We start from the raw sequence: 26,236 nt of genomic DNA, 5'->3' as shown, positions 1-26,236 counted from the left end.
ACTTTTACAGCAGCGCTAAACAGTAACACTGTTTTTCAATTATTTGATGTTCGACCTTCCAGTCGTCCCGCCTCGTACCTGACCGCCAGCCACACCAGAGGCAGGTAAGCCAGGATCAGGGCGAAGGCTCCATCCCATTTGTAGAGCACTACTCCAATCGCAATAGGCATTAGCCAGAGCAAGTTGATCAGGCAGACGGCAAGCGCGACAGGCATATGACCGCCATGCGACCGGGAAGCAAACTGATAGGCATGGCTCCGGTGCGCCTCGTAAACCTTGTCGCCGCGAAGCAGACGCCTTAACAGCGTGAAGGTGGCATCGACAATAAACACCCCTAGCAGAATGAGCCAACCCCACAGTAAATCAGGCGCGATCCAAGCCGCCTGTAGAGACAAAAGTCCCAACACGACACCCAGAAAACCACTGCCTGCATCCCCCATGAAAATCTTCGCCGGCGGAAAATTCCAACACAAAAAACCCGCTACGCAAGCAGCAAGAAGGACTGCGGGCAATGCAAGATCAGAGTTACCGCTGAACCAATAGATAAGCACGCCGCCGAAACACACGGTGATCGCCTCAAGACTGGCAATACCGTCGATACCGTCCATGAAATTGTAGAGATTCAGCATCCACACCAGATAAACCACAGCCAGAAAATGTCCGATCCAGCCTGGATCAATCGAGAATCCAAACAAGGCAAAGGGCGCGAGCCCCCCCAGCCAGTAAACTCCCCAACCCGCACTCAGGAAATGCGCCAGCAATCTCCATCGCGCGGCAATATGGCCATGGTCATCCAGAAACCCGATCACAGCAGTGACCGAACCCACCCCTAGAAAAGCAATAAAGGTATCAGATGACATCAATCCACAGCCATATAGCATACAGAGCGCTACAATATAGCTCAGCACTATTGCCACTCCTCCGCCGCGCGGAGTCGGGACTGAATGAGAGCTGCGGTCATTCGGCACATCCATGAGGCTTCGCGCCAGCGCATAACGCCTTAAGCCTGCGGTCAGGGCGAACGAAACTCCCGCCAACAATGGAACAATCCAGTAGAAGTTCATTACTTTTGAGATTCCAGATAGGCTTGCACGGTCGCGTTCAGTCCTTGATCGAGGCTCATTGGAGGCACCCACCCCAAGAGTCGTAAGTTTTTGCTTATATCAACCTGAAGAGAACCGAAGAGTCGCTGGGCAATGGCCTCCCTGCCCAGGAGCTTTGCCCCCAGACGCATAAAAGCCACCGGAAATGGCAACAGCCTCGCGGGCTTATTCAATGCTCGACCGATTTTCATCAACAGCTCTGTTGTGGATACATCCTCACCATCGCTGGCAAGAAAAGTCTGGTTGGCCGCTGCTGGATGTGAGAAGCACGTCAGTATCAGATCGATCAGGTTATCCAGGCTCACCAGACTACGCTTGTTGACGATCGCACCAAACGGCAACGGAACTCCCCGGTCCAGCCAGCGGATCATACTTAAAAAGTTCGCTTTCACGCCCGGCCCGTAAACCAGTACGGGCCTGATAATAACAAGTTCCATTGACGTCGAAGATACCAACTGGCGAAGAGCTTCTTCAGCTTCACACTTGGAAATGCCATAGGGATCGACGGGGGAAAAGGGATCGTCTGCCGTAAAGGCTCTGCCAGGAACAGTAGACTCCCCGTTCACTTTGATTGAGCTGATGTAAATGAATCGACGGACCTTCGCTTTCACGGCCTGTCTAGCCAGGTTCAGAGTGCCCTCGACATTTATCAAGCGAAACTCGGTCAAGGGATCGCCCGACTGCTCGTCCATCACGTGAACCCGTGCTGCGGCGTGCACTACAACGTCGACGTCAACCAGAGCAGCCTGCCAATCAACGGTTGGAGTCAGGCCAGGAACATTGAACGCGCGCACTGACGCAGGCAGGCTTTTGCAGTCACGTCTTAATGCCGTGCGCAAGGAGTATTCTTTTTGACTTGCCAATGTCCTTAACAGGGCGCCGCCCAGAAAACCCGAACCACCTGTAACCAATACGGTGCTAGCGTTCATCTATCTCATTCTTAAATAGCAAAATCATCGTGATAGCAACCCTGGTCCCACACCTCGACATATCGCGCAGTCTGCTGTGATCGCGAAGCATCGTCCTGGTCAGCAAGCCAATGCACTGAACACGCGAAACCGAATGAATTTGTTGTAGGGCAAGGCCTGAGATCTGTCGTCTATGGCGGCCATGATACCTGTAAACCCGGACCATGCTTTTCAGCCATAAAAATGACGGATGCACATGTTACCTGATTGCCCCCTGTCCGCCGGTCAATATCCCTGCGCAGATGCGGCTAAGCACTACTAGGGCAAAGTAATTTTCGCTACAATGCCCGTTTTGACTTTGGTCATCCAATGTTATTCCGAGGCTAACTCGCGGTTAGTGCCCTCGCCACGGATTTTTCTGACCAACGAGTCATTTATTCGCAACGGAGTGCCAGGTGCATAGCCCCTCAACATCAGATTCTAGCGTGGACACTCACCCGGCAAACCAACTCGTGAAGTCAAATTGCTTCCACCGCTCATTGTCTAAACGTGTCGCAATACTTATGTGCACGTACAACGGTCAACGTTTTCTGGCTGACCAACTGGCCTCCATCGCAACCCAGACTCACGAAAACTGGATAATTGCCGTATCCGACGACGGATCAACCGATCAGACCCTGGACATTCTCGCGGCGTTTTCCGAAGGATTGAAGACAGCAGACAGTGTCCGCGTGTTCCAGGGTCCCAAACGGGGGTTTGCCGCCAATTTCCTGACTCTCACCTGCAACGAGGCTGTTCAGGCGAATTTTTATGCATGGTCTGATCAGGACGATATCTGGCTGGACACCAAACTCGAGACAGCTCTGGACTGGCTGCAAACGATTCCCGCGGATGTTCCGGCACTTTACTGCGGGAGGACCCGCGGCATGAACTCGCACGGAGAGCCCATGGAATGCTCACCACTTTTTTCACGTCCTCCGGCGTTTGCCAATGCATTGGTACAGAGCATCGCGGGAGGCAATACGATGGTGTTCAACCATGCAGCACGCGAATTGATGCGCATCGCAGGCGATCATCTGGAGATCGTCGCCCACGACTGGTGGGCCTATCTTCTGGTGACCGGCGCGGGCGGCAAGGTTGCCTACGACGCACAACCTTTCGTTCTGTATCGTCAGCATGAAGACAACCTGATCGGGGCCAACTCCGGATTGAAAGCCCGGCTTTCACGCTTTCGCCAGATGCTCAAAGGACGCTTTTCGAACTGGAATGAACAGAACATCCATTGCCTGACTTCGGCGCACGCACTGCTGACTAATGAAAACCGGAAAAAACTTGAATGCTTTCGCCTTGCGCGAAAAGGCAACTTGCCGCGCCGCCTTCTTGGACTGCTGCGTGCCGGTGTCTACCGCCAGACACTGCCAGGTAACATCGGACTTCTCCTCGCAGCCATCGTGAAGGGTATTTGACCGATGACAACCTATCGAAAGCTTCACCGTGACGGCAACGGTGTATTCGTCAAATCGGGTTTCAGTCATTGCGCTGCACCCATCGGTTACTTCCAGTCGCCACCTTCAGGCGAACTAAATAACGTCGCTCGTACAATCTATCAACTTACCGAACGGCCTCCATTGGAGCTTTTGCCTTGAACATGCATGATTCATTTCCAACGTCGCCTTTGCGAATGCTGATCAGCGCAATTAAAAATCGCCAACTGATCATGCAACTGACGAAACGAGAGATTTCATCTCGTTATCGCGGTTCAGTGGGGGGCGTAGCATGGTCATTTATCAACCCGCTGCTATTGCTCGCTATTTATACATTTGTCTTTTCAACCGTATTCAATGCGCGCTGGGGCGGCACCGGTGCGGCCACCGGGTCCAAAGTCGACTTCGCGCTGATTCTGTTTACCGGCCTGATCATTCATGCGTTCTGCGCAGAATGCATCAACTCGGCACCCAAACTGATCACTGGCAACGTCAACTTTGTAAAAAAAGTCGTTTTTCCGATTGAAACCCTCGCTCCGACCTCGGTGTTGAACGCCTTGTTTCACCTGTGCGTCAGCCTGTCGGTGCTGCTGGCAGCACAACTGGTGTTCAATCACTCGATTCCGCTTACTGCGCTGTTTTTCCCGATTGTTCTGATACCGCTAATCCTGATGGTGATAGGCCTATCCTGGATCTTGTCCGCACTCGGCGCATACATACGCGATATTGGCCAGGTCACGGGCATGGCCGCCACGGCACTGCTGTTTCTGTCGCCGGTTTTCTACCCGATCAGCGCCTTGCCTGAAGAGTACCGCGGCTGGCTATATATCAACCCATTGACCGCTATCATCGAAAATGGCCGCGCAACCCTGTTGTTCGGCCAGATCCCTGATATGCACACACTTGGCACGAGCTATATCGTCGGCATTGTTATCTGCTGCCTCGGCTTTGCATTCTTCCAAAAAACTCGCGCAGGCTTTGCTGATGTCCTCTAAAGATGTTGCCATTCGCGTCAATGACCTCTCCAAGCGTTTCAACATGTATGAGAAAGCGCACGATCGCTTGCTTCAGATGATCTTGCCATCAAAGAAACTTCACCATGAGTTCTGGGCTCTCAAGGACATCAACTTTGAAGTTGCACGCGGCGAGTCTGTCGGCATCATCGGCAAAAACGGTTCGGGCAAATCCACACTGCTGCAAATTATCTGCGGCACACTGACGCCGACCTCGGGCACGGTAAATGTCGATGGGCGCATTGCCGCGCTGCTTGAGCTGGGCTCAGGTTTCAATCCGGAATTCAGCGGGCGGGAAAACGTTTATCTCAACTGTGCGATTCACGGCCTGAGTCGCAGCAAGACTGACGAACTGATGGATGACATCCTGTCGTTTGCAGACATCGGGGAATTCGTCGACCAACCCGTAAAGACTTACTCCAGCGGTATGTTCGTGAGGCTGGCATTTTCTGTCCAGGCTAATCTGAAACCTGAAATCCTGATTGTCGACGAAGCCTTGGCGGTCGGCGATGCGCTGTTTCAGAAACGCTGCTACGAACGAATCGAAAAGCTCACCAGCAATGGCACAACCCTGCTGTTCGTCTCCCACGATGAAGAATCGGTGCGGACCCTGACGCAGCGGGCGATCTTCCTGTCGAATGGGAAAATTGAAAGCATCGGGTCTTCGGCAGACGTCATCCTCGATTACCGCAGGAACCTGCACGAACAGGAAAGTCTTTACCTGCAACAGTTGACGAAAAACCTTTCCGACAAGGCTGCGCAACATCAGAAGGACGATAACAAGGCTGCCAGGACCGAATCGAAAACTGCAGACCGGTTCTCCTTCGGTAATCAGGATGCCGAGGTTCTGGATGTGCGCGTGTTGAACGCCGAGGGCGAAGAGACCCAGGTTTTCTATGCCACGCAGACGGCTGTCATTCGCGTGTCCTTCCGCTGCAACGTCGATCTTGAGCACCTGAATGTGAGCCTGCGTCTTCGCAACAAGGAAGGCGTCAAGATTTACTCCTGGGGCACGCTAAACCAGGACATGGCCATTGCCGCCAATCTGGCGACGGGCGAGACCTTCTGGACCAAGACATTCACTGCCGGCACCGAGTCATCTGTTGATTTTCAGTTTGAATGCAGTCTGGGCGCCAACCTTTACGAAATTCAGGCTGCCATATCCCAGGAAGGCAAACCTTACTACGCCGAACAACGCATTCTTCACTGGCGAGACGAGGCGGCATTTTTTACGGTGGCTACCAAGCCCCGCGAATACCATTTTGGCGGTGTCCTCGACCTCCGCATGAAAGCAATCGAACTCAAGGGCTGAGCCAATGACTATTTCCACCACAAACATTTGCTCGGCATCACTGACGGCAGGGGAACGGCAACAACTGGTCTCGCAGGTACTTTCAGCCTGTGGTAACGGCAAAGTGCTACATATCGGCCTGCCAGATACAGAGTTGCTGCGGGCCTTCCTGCTGGCGGGTGTGCAGGCGTACAACGTCTTCCCGGGTGCTGAAACCGAGTGCGGCAATGCACAGCTTCCAGGACGGTTCATTGCATGGGACGGTGCTGACCTGCTATTGGACGACGAGAGTTTTTCGACGGTATTGATCACTCATGCCGACGACGCAGCTCTCTCCCTCAAGCGTTTGGCTGTCGAAGCGCCAAGAGTCTCGGAACGCAACATCTTCCTGTTTCTGGACACCAGCTGCGAACCCGACACAAAAGAAGCCCGCAAAGCTTGGGAAATGCTGTTCTTCGAAAACGGCGTACGCAAACACCCTGCCTACTATCGCGTCAACGACTACCAGTCTCTGCAATATGAACAAGGCAAAATTGCCATACCGCTTGAGAAGCTTCCCAAGGAAGCCGCCACCATTTATCCATTGGAAGCGCTGAAAGACGAGCGCGACCTGCACATGGACATGACGCGCGAGCCTGGCAGTCGCTCCGATGGCCATATCATTCGCTATCTCCTGGCCAGTCGCTATGTGCGCAACGGCGACCGCATCCTCGACGCAGCCTGCGGACTAGGTTACGGCGCCTATACTTTGTTCAACTGCTCGGACGCCAGTTCGATCCTCGGCGTTGATGGCAGCAACTATGCAGTCAAATACGCTGAAAAAAACTTCTCTGCGGTCAATTCGCAACTCACCTTCAAAGAAGGCTGGCTGCCGGAAGCGCTGAACGATATTCCGGATAACTCGATCGACCTCATTACCTCGTTTGAAACCTTGGAACACGTACCGGATCCGGTTGGATTGCTGGCAGAGTTCTACCGGGTCCTAAGTCCGTCCGGGCGAATCGTACTTTCCGTTCCAAATGACTGGTCAGACGAAACCGGAGAAGATCCGAACGAATTCCACTTTCACGTCTACACGTGGGAACGCATCGTTAAAGAACTGGAAAAAGACTTCATCGTCGAAGCGGCTTACGCCCAGACAGCGGATCAATACAAACCGAAAATCAACAATGCTTACGAGTGGGCAGTCGGCATTCGCGAGCTGTATGAAGTAGATCCCAAGACATTGATCGAAAAAGATCCGTCTTGTGAATGGTGCCTTCTGGTCGGCATGAAATCGCCGACACTTGGCGCAACCGTGCCTTACCGCGAAACCACCTACGATCTCTATCCTGAAAACCCGGGATGGAAGGTCACGCGTTTTGACGACTATGCCAACCCCTGGCTGGTGAAAGGCCTGGTCACGATCGGTCATCGCATCGAAGACACTCAGAAGCTGCTCGAGCTTGCCCGCGAAGTCGCCGCTCAAGCCCCGGAGACCTCACCTGACCTGGGAGCGGCACTGTGCATTCAGGCTTACCAACTGCTGCAGGCATCCACACTGACGGTGAATCAGTTGGAAGTGTTTGCAAAAGATTCTGACGCTTACATGAATCAGCCGGATCATTCACCGCAGCAGTTGCGCTGGAAAGTATCGATATCGTTCGTTATGGCCCAACTCTGGCAGGCCGCAGGCGACACTGATCGCGCCATTGATCTTTATAAAACTTGTGTGGCCTATGACTGCACCCAATACAGCCCGACTCTGATTACCAAGCAAATCAGGTCCTACCTGAATCTGGGTTTGATCGAGTCCGGCAAAAGAAATAATCAACAAGCTGCGTTGTATTGGCGTACAGGTGTCACCAGTGCAGAAAAGGCCCTCGCGATCGATTGGTGCGCCTCATTGGGCTCGCTCGAAAAACCGACCGATTTTGGTATGTCCGAATTGGGCGCCATTGTCGAACTCGCTTCTTCGTGCGCTTATGCCTTGCGATACGTTTCCAACACTGAGAATCGCACCCCGCAATGGTGGCATCAGCATCTTCGTGACCGCGACTCTCAACTGTCGAGAATGCCAGGTATCGTGGCGGAAACCGCGAGACTGAATCGGGTGGTCATCGACAAAGATGCGACCATTCAGTCTGTGATCACGCAGACCGAGGTCGCCGTACAGGCCGCCATCACCAAGACTGAGGCAGCGTTTCACTCTGCGATCACACAGACGGAAGAAGCGTTCGTGTCCGCCATCTCGCAAACCGAGGCAGCGTTCCAATATCTCATCAACAAAACAGAGGCGGTTGCTGAGTCCGCCATCAATCAGACTCAGAATCTGAACTCCACGCTGAATGAAATTAATGACGCCCTGCAAGAAGCACTGGCTGCCTCTGAAGCAAGACAGCAGGAGATCAGCGCCCTGAACCAGCACCTGGAACAAAAGAACGCCATCGTGCAACAGCTCAACGTTGAAGTCGCACATCGCGAGCAACGGCTACAAGCCATCGGCCGGAGCCGACTGTTTCGTTTGAGTCAGGCATTTGCAGCGCAACCCAACGATCTCAAGAAATACTTGCGCATCGCCTACATGCTCGCCTCCCTCGTGACCCCTGCCCCCGCACGTCGCTTGCTGAGTCCGACCGTCTCGGCCTTGAAGAAAAGCCTGAGAGGCCAGCCACCAGCTATTGTGTCGAACACTGATGCGCCCACCGACATCAGTGAAGATACTTACATCGTCAAGCAGCCAACCAGTGTGAATGCTGTCCGGCCGCGGGTGCTGCATGTCATCGCCAACTTCATGACCGGCGGCTCCTCACGCCTGGTAGTGGACATCTACGAATATCTGGGCGTCCGGTTCGAGCAAAGTATTCTGACCAGCCATGCGCCGATCCCCGCCGCGTATTCGGGCATCACCATCAAGGAAATCAAACTGTCTGCAGACGAGATGCCTTTTGTCGAGTACCTGCAAGCACTACAACCAGATGTCATTCACATGCACTACTGGGGCGACTGTGATGAACCCTGGTATGACCAGACCATGCGTGCCGCGCAACAATTAGGCATTCCTGTCATCCAGAACATCAACACACCGGTTGCGCCTTACTTGTCGCCCTCCATCAAGCGTTACGTATACGTCAGTGATTACGTTCGCAACGTTTTTGGACAAGCAGAAGCACCGAATGCAACGGTTTATCCCGGCTCCGACTTCTCGATGTTCAAAGCCGATGCGCCCAATCAGACTGCTACCGACACGATCGGCATGGTTTACCGACTGGAAACGGACAAGCTTAATGCTGACTCCATTACTCCGTTCATCAAAGCCGTACAGAAACGCCCGCAGACCCGCGTATTGATTGTCGGTGGCGGAAGTCTGATGGAGACCTTCAAGGAAGCGGTGAACTCGGCAGGCGTATCAGACAACTTTGAGTTCACCGGTTATGTCGCCTACTCGCAACTGCCGGACTTGTACCGCCGCATGAAGCTGTTTGTTGCGCCGGTCTGGAAAGAAAGCTTCGGCCAAGTCAGTCCTTTTGCGATGCGCATGCATGTTCCGGTTGTCGGGTATGACATCGGTGCAATTGGCGAGATTGTCGATGACAGCAGCCTGCTCGCCCCTTACGGCGATGCGGACAAGCTCTCTGACATCATCGTAGATCTGCTGAATGACAGTGCTCGTCGCACCTACATTGCCGACCGTCACAGCGAAAGAGCCGAGGCTCACTTCTCGATCCAGGCAATGATTGCGAGCTATGACCAGATCTATGCCGAAACCCTGGCGGAAACCAAACAATGAAAATCGTTTTTTTTGTGCACTGCTTCTTTCCGGATCATTTTTACGGAACAGAAACCTATACGCTGGAACTGGCAAAGAACTACCGCAACTGGGGTCACGAGGTAGTCATCGTCAGCGCCTTGTTCCAGGGCGAGCCGGCGGCAGCGGAACTGATCACTCGATATGAGCATGAAGGCTTTGAAGTCGTCCTGGTCGACAAAAACAAAATCCCTCACGTCAATATCAAGGAAACGTACTACCAGGCGGAGATGCGTCCGGTCTTGACCGATATTCTCGCCGACTTGAAACCGGACATCGTTCACGTCACTCATTTGATCAACCACACCAGTGCCTTGCTCGAAGCGACCAAGGCCTTGGGCATTCCGACCTACGCAACTTTCACGGACTTCTTCGGTTTCTGCCTGACCAATAAACTGGAAGCAGCCGACGGTGCACTGTGCGCAGGCCCGTCCAGAACTCGCAGCAACTGCGTGGCCTGCTACTTGAAAGAGACTGCGCGCACGTCGAAAGAGGGCTGGATCAGATACGCGAACAATGGCACGTCAGCCAAGCTCATCGCCAGCGCCGTAACTGCTCTGCGCAAAATGCCGGGCGTGAAAAACAGTGTGTTCGATCAAACGATCGACTACATCGCGGAGCGTCCGGACATTCTTGGAGCTCTTTACAACGGCTCCTACGCAGGTGCCGTCGCGCCAACCACCTTTTTAAAGGAAGCCTATGTCAACAACGACATCAAGGTACCCATGAAAACCTTGTGGTTCGGCATCGATGTCGATCGCACGCCGAAGCCGCAGCGAGACGCCGAACACATTCCAGTGATCGGTTTCATCGGCCAGATAGCACCGCACAAAGGTACAGATCTGCTGATTGATGCCTTCAATCGCCTGCCAAAAGACAGTGCAAGATTGGTGATCTATGGTCCAACCGACCAGGACCCGGCGTACATGGAAGAATTGAAAGCCAAAAGCTCCGGCACGCAAATCGAGTTCCGTGGCGTTTTCGAGAGCAAGGATATGGTCAATATCCTGCGCGATATGGACACCTTGGTAATCCCGTCACGCTGGTATGAAAACAGCCCACTGGTGCTGCTGAACGCTCTGGCCACCCACACCCCTGCCTTGGTATCGGATGTGCGCGGCATGACCGAGTTTGTAGAGGCCGGGGTAAACGGAGAGATATTCGATCGCGGCAGCGCCGAAGATCTTTATCGCAAGCTGTCAGCCTGGGTTGCCAACCCACAAGACCTTTACGATCTCGCGAAAACCACGAACTACGAAAGGACGCCGGAAATCATGGCCCGAGAGACATTTGCCATGTATGCGAAGACGCCTGAAACGGTCTGACGGTTTTGTATTGAACAGCAGGGGCCAAGGACGGCCGATGCTGTACGCACTTCACATTCGCTTTAAATACCAAGCGCACGGGATTCATTTATGCATGCGACAGTCAAACTTGACGCACTGACATCATTACGTTTTTTTGCCGCTGCAATGATCGTTCTGGGACACACCCATGGAGCTTTTGGCTCTTTGGGGCTGGCAACGACGCTGTCCCTGGCTCAAGGTGTATCCTTCTTCTTCGTACTCTCCGGCTTTATCCTGGCGTACAACTATCCAACGCTCGCTACACGCCAGGAAACTGCCCATTTTTTTAAAGCACGCATAGCCCGGATCTGGCCTGCACACATCGCAGCAATCATCTTGCTGTACCTGCTGACGTCCGGTTGGAACCTGGGTGGGCTGACCTATCTTCAGGCTATATTTACAGCCCTGGCCAACCTGTTTCTGATTCAGTCCCTTATCCCCCTCAGAGATGTATTTCTCACATTCAACGGTGTCGCCTGGAGCATCTCGACCGAGATGTTCTTTTACTTCAGCTTTCCGTTATTGATTTCCAGTTTTATCCCGGGCTGGAAAGTAAAACTGATTTTCCTGAGTACCGTGGCAGCATTGTTTTTCGGATTCGCGATCGCTTGGAATATACCGGCAGATGATGCAGCGCCATCGGTGAGCCTGATGGGCCTGTTTTATGTGAACCCATTTGTTCGGATCATTGAGTTTTTTGCAGGGGTCCTCGCTTGCGGGGTGTATCAGAAAATCCACAGCCGTACCAAGAACCAATCCGGCCTGCTATTTTCCGCAGCAGAGTTACTGGTCGTTGTGCTCGCAGTATTCGCAATGTGGATAACGCCAAAGCTCACGACTATTTTTGCCATGCACGGTGCCATTGGCGGCGCCGTAAACTATTACCTGATCAAGTCCGGCAGTTTCCTGTTTTTTGCAGCCCTGATTGTTGTATTCGCTCTCGGCAAGGGTGTGTTTTCCAAAGCCCTCTCCGCGCCTTTTCTCGTGCTGTTGGGAGAAATCAGCTTTTCCCTGTACCTGGTACACATGACGATCTTCCAGTGGTACATGGCAAACTCCTTGTACTTCAGCCATCTTCCACTTCTTGTGCAAACTGCCGGCTACTGGGCTATCGCCCTGTCAATGGCGTTTCTTCTGCACAAAGCCGTGGAGAACCCCTGCCGCAAGTTGATCCTGAGCGTAAACAAAACCACGATCCCAAAAGCCCTGAGCACGGCATACAATGTAAGAGCAAGTGCCTACCTCGCAGCAGCAGGTGCCTTGATCCTGGCCCTCAATGTGTTACCCGCAGCGTTCGCCCCCAAAGGCTGCCAATCAGACGAATGCACTTACCTGGTCAAGAACCACGCGTTAACCAGTTCACCGGAATTTGGTGAAAATCTGCGCCTTGTCGCCGCTAAATCCGTGAAGACGAGTTCAGGCAGCGACAACATCGAGTTGGCCTTCGAACTGATCAAGCCTCTCCCCAAGGGATATATTCTGGCGGTTCACCTCCTGGACAAGAACGCGGAGATTCTCGACAAGTCGGACACTGCGCTTTCAAAGTCTGAAAAGCTGAGGCCAGGGGATCAATGGACAGAGGTTGTGACACTCACAGCAGGTCTCAGTAAACCCTCACCGCAAATGCTGGGACTGGCAGTTTATCTTGACCCGGCCAGCCCGATTGCTGTGCGCAGTAAGGTCTCTGACTATAACGGACGCCGAGCGCTACTCCAGCTCTCAAACATCCAATCCAATTAAGAGCCTTAGACTTTGGTGAGAATCATCGAAATTATCAAAATACGCAGCGCTGTTGACCACCATGCAAGGTGAAACGCCTTTTGCCAATGGCAAACGTATTCTGCTGTGCGTTCATCAGTTTTTTCCGCAATTTTCTGCGGGAACAGAAGTGCTTACATTATCGACTGCTCAGGCACTGAGAGACGAAGGCTACATTGTTGAAATTGTGACGGCGCAGCTTCAGGGAGAAGAAAACCTGAGTCTTGCTTCTTACGATCATGAAGGCTTCAGGGTTCATCAACTACTGGTGCCCTACGTCGCAGGGAAGTTCTCCAGCACTACACTAGTGGATGAATACAACAACCGTGCGGTATACGCCCCCTTCAAAAGTCTGCTTGATCACTTCCAACCGAATCTAGTGCATTTCTTTCATTTCAAAAACCTGACGATATCAGCACTTCAAGCGTGCGTTGACAAGAATATTCCAACGGTTTACACCCCTACCGACTACTGGATCAACTGCCGATCCTGTCAGCTGGTGAAACCCTGGGGTCAGAATGAGTGCTCTGGACCAAGTCTTTTGGCAAGTAACTGCCTCAAACACGTAGCCATTAATAACCAGAAGGGCACCATGCGCCGGCTTTTGGCGCATACGCCTCAGGTACTATTTTCCGCGTTGATGCTGGCTGCGTCCGCGCCAATCAATACCCGCTTCAAGAACATCATGCTGGCCATGAAGGATCTTCGCAATCGTGAGCAGACCATTGCCCAAGCCATGCTCAAAATTGATAAAATTTTACCGCCTACACTATTCATAGAACATTTACTGATCAACGCGGGAATCCCCCAGCACAAAATCAGACGCCTCAAATACGGAATCCAGCCGCCAATCATCTATCCAGTTGATCTGGATCGAATCAAAGCGACAGGAAAGACTCCCACTATCGGTTTTATTGGAACGCTGACAAACCACAAGGGTTGTCATGTTCTCCTGCAGGCCATCAAGCAACTTCCAAACATGGACGCGGACGTTGTCATTTACGGCGATACACAACAAAACCCGGATTACGTGAAAAATCTCGACGGGATTATTCAGAATGATCCACGAGTTCGGTTCATGGGAACTTTCCCTCACGAACGAATTGGTAGCGTTTTGCACTCGCTGGATGTACTGGTCATCCCTTCTACATGGAGAGAAAACGCGCCGCTCGTGTTATTGAATGCTTTGGCTTGCGGAACCCCCATCATCGCAAGCGACGTAACGGGAATAACTGAATACTTGGGGGAAAAGGATAACGTAACAGTATTCGAGCCTGGAAACGCCGAAGAATTGGCGCAAAGTCTCCGGTCGTGCCTTGCATTGAATAATGAGCACGCCCACAATCATGGCGCAGGAAGGATAGCCGGTGAGCCGCTGCACGCCTACATCAGCGTACTATCGGGTGTATATGCGGATCTCATGCAAATTCATGAAAAATTGGAATAAATTATGAAGTATGTAATTTTCGGCGGCGGTGGCTTCATCGGCTCGAACATAGCGGACAAGCTCCTTGCAGAGGGCCACAGCCTGCGAATCTTCGAAAGGCCCCGAGTCCCTCCGTACCGCGTGTTCGAGGCCCATGAGAACGTTGAATGGATCGCTGGAGATCTTCAGAGCAAACACGACCTTGAAGAAGCGATCAAAGGCGTAGATGGGGTACTCCACTTGGTATCTACTACCCTTCCTAAATCTTCTAATGATGATCCTATTTATGACATTCAAACGAATGTCATTGCGACACTGAACATGCTGAATGTGATGGTGGAGCAAAAGGTTGAGCAGATCGTGTTTATATCATCAGGTGGTACCGTTTACGGGAAGCCCGTACAATGCCCACTTTCCGAAGAACACCCCACTGATCCAGAAGTATCCTACGGCATCAGCAAACTCACCATCGAAAAATACCTGTATCTCTACAAGAAGCTCCACAACATCAAACCGGTGATTTTAAGGGTTGCCAACCCTTATGGCGAAAGACAACGAATTGAAACGGCACAAGGTGCAATTGCAGCTTTTGTAAGCAGAGCGACAGCGGGAAAAACCATAGACATCTGGGGAGATGGCTCGGTTACGCGAGACTATATATATATAAAAGATATCGCCAACGCATTCTCGAAAGCCCTCAAGTACCAAGGCTCTGAGATTGTTTTTAACATCGGCTCAGGCGAAGGGACATCACTTAACGCGCTGATCGATCTTATTGAGAAGATAACTGATAACGCGGTGACTCGTAACTTCATGCCCGCACGAGCTTTCGATGTACCTATCAACGTACTTAATTGTTCGCTTGCAGAAAGGGAACTTGGTTGGAAGGCAGAGTTCAGTCTTCATGATGGGCTGAGGCACACAATTAACTGGTACATTGATAGCCTGACAACCGAAAAGAACAAAGGTTAAGTTAAACCATCAAATCAACGGGGCAAAAACCGCTTGCCCCGTCTACAGAGTAAAAAATTGGAGACTGTTACTTGGGATTGTAATATCCACTGCATGCGCGGAAAAGTACCGCCAACACAGCTAGATTCCCCTTAATTCCGTTGATTTTAGTTGGAACTTTGCCGATCGGATATCGCCTCACCGTCGCCAATTCTTTGCATTGGAAACCGAGTTTGGGAGCCCTGTAGCTAAGGTATGCAAGCAATTCGTATGTCATAAAGACATTGCGAAATGGCAAAATCCTGGTATCCAGCAGCATCTTGCGACTATAGGCCCGGAACCCCTGAGTGGTGTCTGTCCACTTAAACCCCGACGAAAGACTCAGTAAGGGTGCATGAATCAATCGAATGGCCAGGTCTCTCGATTTCGGCGTATTTTCTGCAACGCCGCCTTCCAGGAATCTGGAGGCTTGCACGAAATCTGTTCCTTTATCTAGCTCGGCGATGAATTGCGGTATGGCGTCCGGATCATCTTTGTCATTACCGTCAATAGTAACAATTCCCTCATACCCTTGATCAAGAGCGAAGGCATAGGCGCAGCGTAACTGCGCACTCAGCTTGCCTGGTCCACGCTTGATTAATAATCCGCGGACCTCGTTGCGACGCAGAAACTCCGCATCGAGTGAGTTATCAGTACTGCCACCGTCTACGATAATGATGTCGGCATGTTCACTAATAGTCAGGCGACTCATTCTATCTAGAAGGCTTCTGATTCGATCACCTTCGTTAATGACCGGAATCACGACACACCAACGCTTCGATCGACCCAGCCACAGGCTTTCTTCGTACGCGGGCACGTCCCAACTGAGGCGAGTCTTATCGGTTTTATCTGTAATCATGTTCATCGTTACCATTAAGTCGAGCGAAGTGTGATCAAGAACACACCGATAATTACCAAGACAATCCCTGCCAATGTCGTGGTATGGAACGGCTCTCTGAAGACAAGCACTGAAGAGATAGCAACGGCTGCAACAGCACCGGCGGTGAGAACCGGGTGCGCTACGTTCAACGGTAAACGCGCCAACGCAGCTGCGTAAAGGAGAAATGCCGTACCGTACAATCCCAAGCCCAGCCAAAAAGGCCAGTTCGTCAGCGCCGCAAAGGGATCGGAAAATGAAGGGAATTTACGTGGCGCCATCATCGCCATTTTAATTAATACGCTGGCAGACGCATTCGACAAAATCCCCACTATCAGGATTATCCACTTCATGAAGCGCACCCGGATAAGTTTTCTCGGTAGCAACTGACAGCAACGCCTAATGCGCGCTCTATTGATACCGGATTCGGTTCGCTCTTCAGCCCCAACATCTCAATGCAGACGACATGATTAGGCAAACGCTCGTGGAGAATACGGCTCATCGTTACATGATCGGTAGTACCATCCCCTAACGGCACCAGGTTGGGCTCACTGGCGTGAACATGGCCAATAATATCTGCACACTGATCAAGTGTTAATAAAGGCTCTTCATTGGAAATCGTTATTGCCCCAGTATCAAACTGCATCCTGATAAAGGGGTGATCGACTTCCCGGACGACTTGCGCGGTCTCAGTATTGGTTACCATATAGTTTGCGCCATAGCAGACCGGATTCGGTTCCAAACAAATGGTAGTGCCATATTCCCCAGCGATGTCTCCAATTGCGCGAAAAAAAGGAATCGCAATTGAGGATACTTCGTTGTCTGACAATCCACTTCGATCCCTGTTTTTTGGAGATCCGAAAACCAGAAATTTTGCACCCAGGCCTTGGCCGACACGACACACATGAGACAAATGCTTGATCAGCTCACCTCTGCTGCGGTCAGAACCGAACACATTCAATCCGGTTGTCCCAAAGAGCAAAGACTGCATACCGGTTATTTCCACCCCCTTGGCTTTCCACCAGTCTCGGACGCTCAATATATCTTCTTTTCGAGCGTTAGCCAGATCAGGAAAATATTTGCTTGGGGCCACATCGATGGCATCAACCGAGTATTGCTTCAGTAGTCCCGCGACGCTTTCGTCGTCCTGCGGATCCCATGCAATATTTGAGATAGATAGCCTCATTGCGCAAGGTTCTCTATCTTCGGTTCGGACTGAACATAGGCCCTGACCGCCTGAATGGTTTCCCGCGAACTATACTGGTAACGACCACTGCCGCCGAACAAATGAGCATGATTAGTCTGCATATTGTAAACAGCCGCAGGCTGATCTTTTACATTATCAAATTCAACACCAAAGCCGAGCTCGGATATATGTCCAACAGATACGGGAGCAGCGGTCAAATGAACAAGTTTCAAACCCGAACTAAGCGCGATCGATATATCATACCAAAGATTAACCATCGGATAGAATTGAAAAACACCCCGACTATCGATAGCTTCAAGGTTATTCCGATTGAGAAAGTCGTAAATAATATTTTTCCGTAAACCAGGTCCAACTAACCCGGGAAGGCGGACAATCAGATGCTCAGAAAAATGACCTTCAACAAACTTCTCTAGCATCCTCCTATTCAGGCCGTAAGGATGAAGCCCGATTTCATCAACGTGCGTATTTTCATCAACATCGACTGCCTTCATGAAAACATCTACAGTACTGATCAAAATGAATCGTTTACATTTGACGGTCTTGAGGACTTCAATCAGCCCACGTATATTTTCGAGATCGGCTTCCGGCTGCGAGTTGGCAATCCACTTTTGCGCGGGGGCGCCAGAGCAGACGACGGTATCAAATTGCTGCCCCTGAATATCGGCAATATTCGTGGATCGGTAGAGACAATCAAAATGGGTTTGATTTAATAGTGTCCCGCCGACAAATCCACTGTAACCAATGAGTGCACTAGCCATCGTATCCTCCTTACGGGCGACATTGATAATCACTGTTTAACCTCAATTAGATGAGGATAACCATCCAGGTTTGGATTTAAAGGATTACCACTGACAGTCACATTAATATACTGTTCACTGTACTCCAACGCAGTAATCTCTCGCACTCCGGCATCGGAAAAATATATTCCAGCACCAACAACCAATGACTGTCTATTTGAAAAATCATTTTTGACAAAAAATCGTGTTCCGGAAACCCCGTTCACCCAATTCGCATCAGTAAGATTGAAAGCAGCAAATGTTTTCGCCTGGAGTTGCTTATCAACAAGCATTGAATCCCGCCATATGATGTTGATTGACCCGTTCACTATTGAATACTGACCAAAATCAATCTTGCTTATACTATAGTTTGGTAACTTCACCAGGGCAATGCACGATACTGAATGCCGAGAAGGCCAATAAGGGGTAGGCACCTCGAATCGCTGCCATTCGAAATCCAGATTTTCAAATTGATCAGTGCCTGATGAAGCCCCGGTCTTATATACATGCAAGTAAAATGTCTTACTTTTATCAAACCGGCGGCAATCGCGCGAGTACAGAGCCAACTCTCCACTCAGTGTAACTTTTGCAACGATCCCGACCGATGTTTTTATCTCACTGCTTGGGTCCAACTCCAGCGCGGCCAAACTCTGTTCGAATACCTTTCCTTGCTCATAATTAAAACTGAAGCTAACAAAAGCCAGCATTACCAAGACATGAAGAAGCATCATCACGGGTTTATGCGGCGAGCGCTGCTTTAACGATAGCTTTAAATCCTCAACACACAAAACAAAGTAAGAAATCAAAACGTAGGCCAGAGCCTGGACAAACCCGAAATACCATAAAACGTAGTTTAATTGAGTATGGATGTAGGAGTGCCCTTTGGCAAGAATCAGCCAGGAAGCGGAAGCGCTAAAAAAAACAAATAGGGTTATGCCATTTTTAAAATCGAACTGGCGCCTGGAAATAGAAGCATATAAAAATCCAGTCAGAGAAAGTAGAATCAACCACTTGAACAAGGCACCTGGCAGATAGAAAAAAACCGCAGTTTCCCAGATATTGATATAGCGTTTCACTACATCTAGCGGAGAACTTTGAAGCGACGCTTTGAATACGTCATCAAAGGTAGATGGATCACCATACGTACGTCGCTTGACATCCTGCTCAAAGATATTTTGCAGTCCAGCGACAATCGTGTCACCGCGCATTCCCGCATGAAGCAATAGAGCAAAAACAAAACCGAGTACGCATAATGCGAAGGTGAGTACAAAAAATTTCAGATTACGCCGATGGTCAGGACGCTCCTCGCGAAAAAAGGGAGCGATAAGGAATACAGAACAGGCGAATAGCGTAATCGCGGAGAGGTACTCATAACCTGCCAAACTCTTCAGAAAAACTGCCGCACCAGTAAGGCCGCAAAACATGAATTTCTTGGCACGCTCATTAGACTTGTATGCTAACGCCGCAAATACCGCAGGTAAAAACCACAGCACGGGGACCCAATAAAGGTTTCTTGCGAAAGCAATGACCCAAGGAGAACTGATCATCACAACAAAAAAAATTGCGGCAAAACGCCCATTATATACTTTCGCATACAACAGTGTGAGCAACCCGACAATCAGTGCAAACAAAACAGAATTCAATAATTGCAGTTCTGCGACCGAATGAAGACCAAACAAAGAATAAGAAGCTGAGAAGAACAGCCCTTGAACACCATACTGTGACTTATAGGGTGAATAATAAATATCCTTGCCAGCAGCCTCGCCGGCAAATACGGGATAAGCGTCCAACATATTTTGGCTGTAATCGAATTTCTGCCCAATCGACATGAAACCTATATGGGAACCGCCCTTATCCAGACCAGAATCATCCGCAAAAATCCCTCCTAGCACCAGCGCTTGAGAGCCTTTATCGAAACTATCAAAAAAATAGTCATTAGCAAAATTAAAAAAATTAAGCTGAAAACTTAGCGTAGCTACTATCACCATGGCAAAGAGTTTTAATAAACTCACCTTCCCATTAATCAAGGCGTTCAGCATCTAGCTTCTCCAGCACATCATAAATATTATCGATCTTTCCACCAAGAATTGAAAAACACTTTGGTAAATCTTCGTATTTTTCAAACAAAATTGGCCGACCATCATCACTTTCGTTTTTCATTAGAATTGTCTTGACTTCAAACAATGACTCCACATATTTCGCCGTTGAAAGTGATGGAAGATATCTGGATACATCTCGCACCATACGGTCAACTTGTGAAACCCTTCTGTAATCGTTTAGTTTTCCATAAGGGCTTATCCCAGGCTCATCCACCCACTGAAGGTGTGGCGTGTATCTGACATGAGAAAGTGTGTGAAGATTTCTTGCCGGAAATGGCATCAACGAGAAAAAAGGCCCATCCATAACAGTAATACCCAGGCCCTTCAAGGGAGCCGGCATATCCATAAGTGCCATCTCGGTAATTTCCTGTTTCAACTTCGTCCTTATACCCGGAAAATCACCCTTCAACTGATTGATTCCGCTGTAACTGCAGTTAAAAATATATCGACTGGACACGGAGCTGAAATTGCCATCCTTACTCTTGAAGATAACACCAAGCTCACCATTCACCGCCTTGGAGATAGACTCTACTTCGGTTTCAAGCAACAAATTTACACCTAGATCTTGCAACTCACCGAGAGCCCTCTTGGCAACAAGATCAGAGTTGAAAGCATACTCCTTGACCAAATAAACCTGCTCAATCAGACGTGGATCGAATAGCTTTCGCATTTCCGGATCTGGCGCATGTACCTCCGCCCCAATATCAGCACAGAATCGAACAAACTGTTTCGCTGTAACCTTTGAGTTACGTCTGGAAATAGCATATAGCTTGGTAAATTCCTGATTTATAGCCTCAGGCCAATCTTGCACAAACTTTGGCAGATTCAGACGACTGCGAAATGCGGTAGTAAAGCTTCTCGGATAGTGATATCCGTTATGCACTCGCGCTTGATTATTATAGGATGCTCGTTTTAGAAGAGATGCCTCTCTCTCTACAACCAGAACTCTTTCGAAGCCACGATTTTTTGCGAGATAAATAGCGATGGCGCAGCCATAAAAGCCTGCACCAATAACTACCGCATCGAAATCCGTCTCAGACATTGGCATTATTACTCCGCTCGCCAACTAAAACGGAGCCATCTTTAGAAGAGATCGAAACCTCCTCGATATTCAGTTTTTCACGCCGTGTGATCTTGGAACTCGTCAACTCTTGTGCGACATGGTACAACGGCGCCTCATTAGACAGACTCGCCATATGCAGGATATATTCCCCAAGCACAAGCAGTACCAATGAAATCAGGAAAAACATTCCCGACTGCTGAAGTGAAACACTAATCCATCCTGGAGCAACATTGGTTTTAAACAGGCCAACCGAAATAACATAGATACAATAAAACAAATTCGCCATCGCGCCAAACAACGAAAGAGAGGTAACAAGACGCATGGGCGCTCTGGTAGTCGATACCAACAGCCGCATTCCCCTATCAATACTCTCTGCCAAACGCTTGGGTTGGGACGTTTTTGGCGGTGCACTATATGAAAGCCGCACTTGGGAGAAACCTCCCGTCGCTGGAAGGTGACGATACGTCATAGCCGACTGAGGATGCTGCAAGATGAAGTTAATCACTTTCTTGCTAAGCAATCGAAATTGTGGAGCCTCTTTTGCAAGATGCACCCCATTGAAGTGATTGTACAGGCCATGGAAAACAGCAAACGCGCCTCTGTAAGCGAGACTTTGAGAGTTTTTTTGCTCGTTATTGGCAAAAACAACATCTACACCATCGATCGCCTTTTTGAGCATAGTCGGTAAAAATTCAATGCTGTCGGTAAGTGGATCAATGACCGCAACAAAATCACCCAACGCACTTTCAAGCCCCACCCAGGAAGCAGTGTCCGAATCTACTTCTTTGGTGAGTGCGTAAACCTGGAGATTTGCGATTCCATCTTCACTTGTCAGACGCTTCATCACCGAAATACTTTCGTCTTCAGAAGCATTGTCGACGATTATTATTTCGTAATCACGTACGATATCCGAAATCACATTAGTGGCATTCGTGATGATACTTTCAAGATCCAGTGCCTGGTTCCGAACCACAAAAACAATGGATATAAAACAAGGAAAAAAATTCATGCCATCATCCCTCTAGACAAAAAATACAAATAGCCCTTCAAAACACCATCTCTATATATAGAGACTTTAATTTCTCGACGAGTCATTCGCTGACAAGTCACCAAAAAGACCTCTTTATCCGCCAGCTATAACCCTGAGACAGCAAACAAAAAAGAAGAATATTTTATCTCGCACACGACGGCGACATTTACACGCATTCAGCGAAAGGGCGAAAAACCTGAACCTTCCCATCGGCTTCGACGAACAGGCGAATGGATGAAAATCCGCACCGACAAGGCCTGATATCAAATTGACCTGTGAAAACCACCATCCATCCTGGATGGCTTTATATCTTGCCATAAGGGATTTGATTCCCGTATTAGCTCCGACCTGATTGTGTTGGTGTTGGCGATACTGCATCGTTGAGTGCGCGTCGATAAACCACTTATATCCATGTGTACGAGCAAAAGCATAAAAATACCAGTCATGAAGACTGACAGATTGAAGCAGCTCCCAGTTACGTAGCATCGACTCTTTCAAAGCGTCGGCGAGCCCCCTTCGAAATACATAAGTACAACCGGGTCCTGCAGCCTCAAACAAGAAATCCCATTCAGCCTGAGGTTGTGCTTTGTCCAGTACACGTGTCCTGCCGTCAGGCCAAAATGCAGTGACGTTGCTGGAGTAGGCATCGCCTTGGTAGTGCTGGAGCATTGCTACGGAACGCTCCAGTTTATCCGCATCCCAAATATCATCCTGATCAGAGAACGCAACATAGTCATAACCGTCGAACGCGACGTCACGAATCAGGCGGAAAAAATTGCGAGCAGCGCCCCCGAACACCTCGGAGACAGGCAGAAGAACTATTTCGGAATACTTCGCAGCAGTCGCGGCGCACCACTCCTCGGTACCATCAGTGGAAGGATCGACGCTGATGTAAATCGTCAAATCCACCGCCGTCTGGCGGCGAATTGACTCAATTTGCTCTTCTAGCCAGCGCACACCATTGTAGGCCGCCAGCAAAACAGCGATTCGGGGTTTTACTGGCGTTTGGTTTTGGCGAGCACTCACAAAACATCCTTTGCATCAAATCGCCATTTTCAGCGATTAGTTGGCTCCAAGAGTTTCTGTAAGTACTGGCCATAACCAGTCTTCTTCAGCGCATCAGCTTGCGCACCGAGTTGCTCAGCGGTGATCCAGCCATTGTGGTAAGCAATCTCTTCCAGACAAGCCACTTTGAGACCTTGGCGCTGTTCAATGGTGTGCACGAAGTGACTGGCCTCAAGCAGCGAATCGTGCGTGCCTGTATCGAGCCAGGCAAATCCACGACCGAGCATTTCAACACTCAGCGTCTTTCTTTCAAGGTACGCACGGTTGACGTCAGTAATTTCCAACTCACCACGCTCAGATGGCTTGATGCCCTTCGCGATCTCGACGACATCGTTATCGTAGAAGTACAGCCCGGTCACAGCGTAGTTGGATTTAGGCTTGAGCGGTTTCTCTTCAATACTCAGAGCACGGCCCGTTTCGTCGAATTCGACAACACCGAAACGCTCTGGATCAGACACGTGATAACCGAAGACAGTAGCGCCTGTTTGCTGAGTGCTCGCAGAACGCAAATTGTCCGAGAAGTGCTGCCCGTAAAAGATATTGTCACCAAGAATCAGGCAGCAAGGATCTTTGCCAATGAACTCTTCACCGATGATGAATGCCTGGGCCAGACCGTCGGGACTAGGTTGTTCTGCATAGGTCAGCTTGATCCCGTAAACGCTTCCATCACCTAGCAATTTGCGAAAACAAGGCAAATCTTCCGGCGTGGAGATGATCAGGATTTCGCGCATCCCCGCCAGCATCAACACGGACAGCGGATAGAAGATCATCGGTTTGTCGTAGATCGGCAGCATCTGCTTGGAAACGCCAAGGGTCAGCGGGTGCAGGCGTGTACCCGAACCACCAGCGAGGATGATGCCTTTACGATTTGTCGTGGTCATTTGTTCAGAACTTCCCTAAGCATTCGGTTCACACCACTTTGCCAATCCGGCAAGTGTAGATAAAATTTGGCACGTAACTTCTGGGTATTAAGACGTGAGTTCAGGGGCCGTTGTGCAGGAGTCGGGTAAGCAGTCGTGTCGATTGGATTGACGGCCGTTACTGCAAGTTTTTCCCCATTGGCCTGAGCGAACGCAATGACATGAGCCGCATACCCATGCCAAGACACTTCGCCGCTGGCCGCCAAGTGATAAACACCTGAAAGCTCCGGCTGCTGCAACGCCTGACGAATGGCCAAAGCGCTTACATCCGCTATCAGATCAGCCCCTGTCGGAGCTCCGATCTGGTCCGCGATAACATTCAGCGTTTCCCGGTCCTTCGCCAGCCGCAACATCGTCCTAGCGAAGTTGTTGCCGCGCGCTCCGTAGACCCAACTGGTCCGGAAGATCAGATGCTTGCAGCCCGACGCAATGATCGCCTGCTCGCCTGCCAGCTTACTCGCACCGTACTGATTCACCGGGCCGACAGCATCCGTCTCCAGCCATGGAACGGAACCAATACCATTGAAGACATAATCGGTTGAATAATGAACCAGCCAGGCATTCAGAGCAGCGGCCTCTTCGGCCAAGACCTGCATCGCTTGGCCGTTCACAATGAAGGCCAGCTCAGGTTCTGATTCTGCCTTGTCGACTGCGGTGTACGCAGCGGCGTTGACGATGACATCCGGCTTGATCTGTCGGATCGTCGCACGCACGGCGGCCAGATCGGTGAGATCACCACACAGCCCGTCGGCAGTCTGGCGATCCAGCGCAATCAACTGACCAAGCGGCTCGAGCGAGCGCTGCAGCTCCCAACCTACCTGACCGTTCTTACCCAGCAGAAGGATTTTCATGCCTTGTTCGAGCGATCCGCATAGTTCTGATCGATCCACTGCTGGTAACTGCCGCTCTTCACGTGCTCAACCCACTCAGTGTTGTTCAGATACCATTCGACAGTCTTGCGAATACCGGTCTCGAAAGTTTCTTCAGGAGTCCAGCCCAATTCGCGCTGAATTTTGCTCGCATCGATTGCATAACGCACATCATGACCAGGACGATCCTGAACATAGGTAATCAGGCTGGCATGAGGACGATGGGACGAATCAGGACGCAATTCATCAAGCAGCGCACAGAGGGTGTGCACCACTTCGATGTTTTGTTTTTCGTTATGACCGCCAATGTTGTAAGTCTCACCAATTACACCTTCAGTGACGACTTTGTACAACGCACGAGCGTGATCTTCGACATACAGCCAGTCACGTACCTGATTACCTTTGCCATAAACCGGCAACGGCTTGCCTTCCAGTGCATTGAGAATGATCAGAGGGATCAACTTCTCAGGGAAGTGGCAAGGGCCGTAGTTGTTCGAGCAGTTGGTAACCAGTGTCGGCAGACCATAGGTGCGTGCCCAAGCGCGAACAAGGTGATCAGAGCTAGCCTTGCTGGCCGAGTATGGCGAGCTTGGCTGGTAAGGCGTGGTTTCGGTGAAGAGATCTTCCGGACCTTCGAGGTCTCCGTAAACTTCGTCAGTCGAAATATGGTGAAAGCGGAAACTGGCTTTACGCGCATCATCCAGCGCTGCCCAGTAGTGGCGGGCAGCTTCGAGCAGCGTGTAAGTACCGATGATGTTGGTCTGGATGAATTCTGACGGGCCGGAGATCGAACGATCGACGTGGGACTCTGCGGCCAGGTGCATGATTGCATCCGGTTGGTGCTCACGCAGGACACGGTCAACCTGATCACGATCGCAGATATCGACGCGCTCGAAAGCGTAACGGGAGTTCTGGCTGACTTCTGCCAATGACTCCAGATTGCCAGCGTAAGTCAGCTTATCGACATTGACGACAGAATCAGAAGTATTGGAGATGATGTGACGGATGACTGCCGAGCCAATGAAGCCGGCGCCGCCGGTAACTAGAATTTTCACGCGAAACGATACCCTTGAGCTGCGGACAGCGCTGCCTGCGAGCGCGGTCTAATCCATGAATGCAGAAGCCACCATCAGTTGGCATCCGTCAGAGTCAGTCTGAAATCGACATGCATTTAGGCACGATCGAACAAGGGTGCATTTTACAGCTTAATGATGGTTTTACTAA

21 protein-coding genes are annotated in these 26,236 nt (G+C 50.4%); 8 read left to right on the top strand and 13 right to left on the bottom strand.

The window, feature by feature from the left end:
- Window positions 1–35 precede the first annotated feature (35 nt).
- Window positions 36–1,064 (bottom strand): glycosyltransferase family 4 protein, encoded by a 1,029-nt coding sequence (locus H043_RS0114400; protein ID WP_027612444.1) that lies wholly within the window; start codon window positions 1,062–1,064, stop codon window positions 36–38.
- Entirely contained in the window at window positions 1,064–2,032 is a 969-nt protein-coding gene (locus H043_RS0114395) for an NAD-dependent epimerase/dehydratase family protein (RefSeq protein WP_027612443.1), read from the bottom strand. Before H043_RS0114395 ends, H043_RS0114400 begins: the two co-directional genes overlap by 1 nt.
- Window positions 2,033–2,574: 542 nt before the next feature.
- Here H043_RS0114395 and H043_RS0114390 point away from each other — a divergent pair.
- The 8 genes from H043_RS0114390 to H043_RS0114355 all read left to right on the top strand — a co-directional run bounded on the left by H043_RS0114390 (window position 2,575) and on the right by H043_RS0114355 (window position 15,088).
- The gene (locus tag H043_RS0114390; RefSeq protein WP_115989189.1) at window positions 2,575–3,477 is read left to right on the top strand and encodes a glycosyltransferase family 2 protein; all 903 of its coding nucleotides are present in this window, start codon (window positions 2,575–2,577) and stop codon (window positions 3,475–3,477) included.
- Between the two features lie 182 nt (window positions 3,478–3,659).
- On the top strand, window positions 3,660–4,490 hold the full coding sequence (locus tag H043_RS0114385; RefSeq protein ID WP_155953493.1) for an ABC transporter permease: 831 nt from the start codon (window positions 3,660–3,662) through the stop codon (window positions 4,488–4,490).
- On the top strand, window positions 4,480–5,820 hold the full coding sequence (locus H043_RS0114380) for an ABC transporter ATP-binding protein (RefSeq protein WP_027612440.1): 1,341 nt from the start codon (window positions 4,480–4,482) through the stop codon (window positions 5,818–5,820). Before H043_RS0114385 ends, H043_RS0114380 begins: the two co-directional genes overlap by 11 nt.
- Before the next feature lie 4 nt (window positions 5,821–5,824).
- Window positions 5,825–9,568: a glycosyltransferase gene (locus H043_RS29130; protein WP_081730238.1), complete on the top strand. Its 3,744-nt coding sequence runs from the start codon at window positions 5,825–5,827 to the stop codon at window positions 9,566–9,568.
- Window positions 9,565–10,911 carry a glycosyltransferase family 4 protein gene (locus tag H043_RS0114370; RefSeq protein ID WP_027612439.1) on the top strand — a complete coding sequence of 449 codons (1,347 nt, stop codon included), beginning with the start codon at window positions 9,565–9,567 and terminating at the stop codon, window positions 10,909–10,911. Before H043_RS29130 ends, H043_RS0114370 begins: the two co-directional genes overlap by 4 nt.
- Before the next feature lie 90 nt (window positions 10,912–11,001).
- Window positions 11,002–12,672, top strand: coding sequence for an acyltransferase (locus H043_RS0114365; RefSeq protein WP_027612438.1), 1,671 nt, complete (start codon window positions 11,002–11,004; stop codon window positions 12,670–12,672).
- Window positions 12,673–12,733: 61 nt separating this feature from the next.
- Window positions 12,734–14,137 carry a glycosyltransferase gene (locus tag H043_RS0114360; protein WP_049827882.1) on the top strand — a complete coding sequence of 468 codons (1,404 nt, stop codon included), beginning with the start codon at window positions 12,734–12,736 and terminating at the stop codon, window positions 14,135–14,137.
- A gap of 3 nt (window positions 14,138–14,140) precedes the next feature.
- Window positions 14,141–15,088 (top strand): NAD-dependent epimerase/dehydratase family protein, encoded by a 948-nt coding sequence (locus tag H043_RS0114355; RefSeq protein WP_027612436.1) that lies wholly within the window; start codon window positions 14,141–14,143, stop codon window positions 15,086–15,088.
- A 67-nt stretch (window positions 15,089–15,155) separates the two neighbouring features.
- Here the strand turns inward: H043_RS0114355 and H043_RS0114350 are convergent, their stop codons facing one another.
- The 11 genes from H043_RS0114350 to rfbB all read right to left on the bottom strand — a co-directional run bounded on the left by H043_RS0114350 (window position 15,156) and on the right by rfbB (window position 26,067).
- Window positions 15,156–15,965, bottom strand: a complete 810-nt coding sequence (locus H043_RS0114350) for a glycosyltransferase family 2 protein (protein ID WP_049827887.1) — start codon at window positions 15,963–15,965, stop codon at window positions 15,156–15,158.
- 14 nt (window positions 15,966–15,979) lie between these two features.
- Complete coding sequence (locus H043_RS0114345) at window positions 15,980–16,336, bottom strand: multidrug transporter (RefSeq protein ID WP_027612434.1); 357 nt, start codon at window positions 16,334–16,336, stop codon at window positions 15,980–15,982.
- On the bottom strand, window positions 16,333–17,169 hold the full coding sequence (locus H043_RS0114340; RefSeq protein ID WP_027612433.1) for a sugar phosphate isomerase/epimerase: 837 nt from the start codon (window positions 17,167–17,169) through the stop codon (window positions 16,333–16,335). The genes H043_RS0114345 and H043_RS0114340 overlap by 4 nt, the downstream gene beginning before the upstream one ends.
- Complete coding sequence (locus H043_RS0114335) at window positions 17,166–17,948, bottom strand: NAD-dependent epimerase/dehydratase family protein (RefSeq protein ID WP_027612432.1); 783 nt, start codon at window positions 17,946–17,948, stop codon at window positions 17,166–17,168. Before H043_RS0114335 ends, H043_RS0114340 begins: the two co-directional genes overlap by 4 nt.
- Before the next feature lie 29 nt (window positions 17,949–17,977).
- Complete coding sequence (locus H043_RS0114330) at window positions 17,978–20,005, bottom strand: hypothetical protein (protein WP_027612431.1); 2,028 nt, start codon at window positions 20,003–20,005, stop codon at window positions 17,978–17,980.
- Complete coding sequence (locus H043_RS0114325; protein ID WP_155953492.1) at window positions 19,986–21,107, bottom strand: FAD-dependent oxidoreductase; 1,122 nt, start codon at window positions 21,105–21,107, stop codon at window positions 19,986–19,988. Before H043_RS0114325 ends, H043_RS0114330 begins: the two co-directional genes overlap by 20 nt.
- Complete coding sequence (locus H043_RS0114320) at window positions 21,100–22,137, bottom strand: glycosyltransferase (RefSeq protein ID WP_027612429.1); 1,038 nt, start codon at window positions 22,135–22,137, stop codon at window positions 21,100–21,102. The genes H043_RS0114325 and H043_RS0114320 overlap by 8 nt, the downstream gene beginning before the upstream one ends.
- 114 nt (window positions 22,138–22,251) lie before the next feature.
- Window positions 22,252–23,184, bottom strand: a complete 933-nt coding sequence (locus H043_RS0114315) for a glycosyltransferase family 2 protein (protein WP_027612428.1) — start codon at window positions 23,182–23,184, stop codon at window positions 22,252–22,254.
- A gap of 29 nt (window positions 23,185–23,213) precedes the next feature.
- A complete protein-coding gene (gene rfbA / locus H043_RS0114310; protein ID WP_027612427.1) occupies window positions 23,214–24,104 on the bottom strand; it encodes a glucose-1-phosphate thymidylyltransferase RfbA in 891 nt (296 codons plus the stop codon).
- Window positions 24,101–24,994: a dTDP-4-dehydrorhamnose reductase gene (rfbD, locus tag H043_RS0114305; protein ID WP_027612426.1), complete on the bottom strand. Its 894-nt coding sequence runs from the start codon at window positions 24,992–24,994 to the stop codon at window positions 24,101–24,103. Before rfbD ends, rfbA begins: the two co-directional genes overlap by 4 nt.
- Entirely contained in the window at window positions 24,991–26,067 is a 1,077-nt protein-coding gene (rfbB, locus tag H043_RS0114300) for a dTDP-glucose 4,6-dehydratase (protein WP_027612425.1), read from the bottom strand. Before rfbB ends, rfbD begins: the two co-directional genes overlap by 4 nt.
- Window positions 26,068–26,236: the final 169 nt, after the last annotated feature.

The sequence above is a fragment of the Pseudomonas sp. URIL14HWK12:I6 genome, assembly GCF_000514195.1.
GTDB lineage: Bacteria > Pseudomonadota > Gammaproteobacteria > Pseudomonadales > Pseudomonadaceae > Aquipseudomonas > Aquipseudomonas putida_A.
This window is presented reverse-complemented; position numbering and strand designations above follow the sequence as displayed.

Bases quoted from the DNA above. Each gene is read 5' to 3' on its own strand.
- H043_RS0114400 (WP_027612444.1), bottom strand. From the start codon at position 1,064: ATGAACTTCTACTGGATTGTTCCATTGTTGGCGGGAGTTTCGTTCGCC.
- H043_RS0114395 (WP_027612443.1), bottom strand. From the start codon at position 2,032: ATGAACGCTAGCACCGTATTGGTTACAGGTGGTTCGGGTTTTCTGGGC.
- H043_RS0114390 (WP_115989189.1), top strand. From the start codon at position 2,575: ATGTGCACGTACAACGGTCAACGTTTTCTGGCTGACCAACTGGCCTCC.
- H043_RS0114385 (WP_155953493.1), top strand. From the start codon at position 3,660: ATGCATGATTCATTTCCAACGTCGCCTTTGCGAATGCTGATCAGCGCA.
- H043_RS0114380 (WP_027612440.1), top strand. From the start codon at position 4,480: ATGTCCTCTAAAGATGTTGCCATTCGCGTCAATGACCTCTCCAAGCGT.
- H043_RS29130 (WP_081730238.1), top strand. From the start codon at position 5,825: ATGACTATTTCCACCACAAACATTTGCTCGGCATCACTGACGGCAGGG.
- H043_RS0114370 (WP_027612439.1), top strand. From the start codon at position 9,565: ATGAAAATCGTTTTTTTTGTGCACTGCTTCTTTCCGGATCATTTTTAC.
- H043_RS0114365 (WP_027612438.1), top strand. From the start codon at position 11,002: ATGCATGCGACAGTCAAACTTGACGCACTGACATCATTACGTTTTTTT.
- H043_RS0114360 (WP_049827882.1), top strand. From the start codon at position 12,734: ATGCAAGGTGAAACGCCTTTTGCCAATGGCAAACGTATTCTGCTGTGC.
- H043_RS0114355 (WP_027612436.1), top strand. From the start codon at position 14,141: ATGAAGTATGTAATTTTCGGCGGCGGTGGCTTCATCGGCTCGAACATA.
- H043_RS0114350 (WP_049827887.1), bottom strand. From the start codon at position 15,965: ATGATTACAGATAAAACCGATAAGACTCGCCTCAGTTGGGACGTGCCC.
- H043_RS0114345 (WP_027612434.1), bottom strand. From the start codon at position 16,336: ATGAAGTGGATAATCCTGATAGTGGGGATTTTGTCGAATGCGTCTGCC.
- H043_RS0114340 (WP_027612433.1), bottom strand. From the start codon at position 17,169: ATGAGGCTATCTATCTCAAATATTGCATGGGATCCGCAGGACGACGAA.
- H043_RS0114335 (WP_027612432.1), bottom strand. From the start codon at position 17,948: ATGGCTAGTGCACTCATTGGTTACAGTGGATTTGTCGGCGGGACACTA.
- H043_RS0114330 (WP_027612431.1), bottom strand. From the start codon at position 20,005: ATGCTGAACGCCTTGATTAATGGGAAGGTGAGTTTATTAAAACTCTTT.
- H043_RS0114325 (WP_155953492.1), bottom strand. From the start codon at position 21,107: ATGTCTGAGACGGATTTCGATGCGGTAGTTATTGGTGCAGGCTTTTAT.
- H043_RS0114320 (WP_027612429.1), bottom strand. From the start codon at position 22,137: ATGAATTTTTTTCCTTGTTTTATATCCATTGTTTTTGTGGTTCGGAAC.
- rfbA (WP_027612427.1), bottom strand. From the start codon at position 24,104: ATGACCACGACAAATCGTAAAGGCATCATCCTCGCTGGTGGTTCGGGT.
- rfbD (WP_027612426.1), bottom strand. From the start codon at position 24,994: ATGAAAATCCTTCTGCTGGGTAAGAACGGTCAGGTAGGTTGGGAGCTG.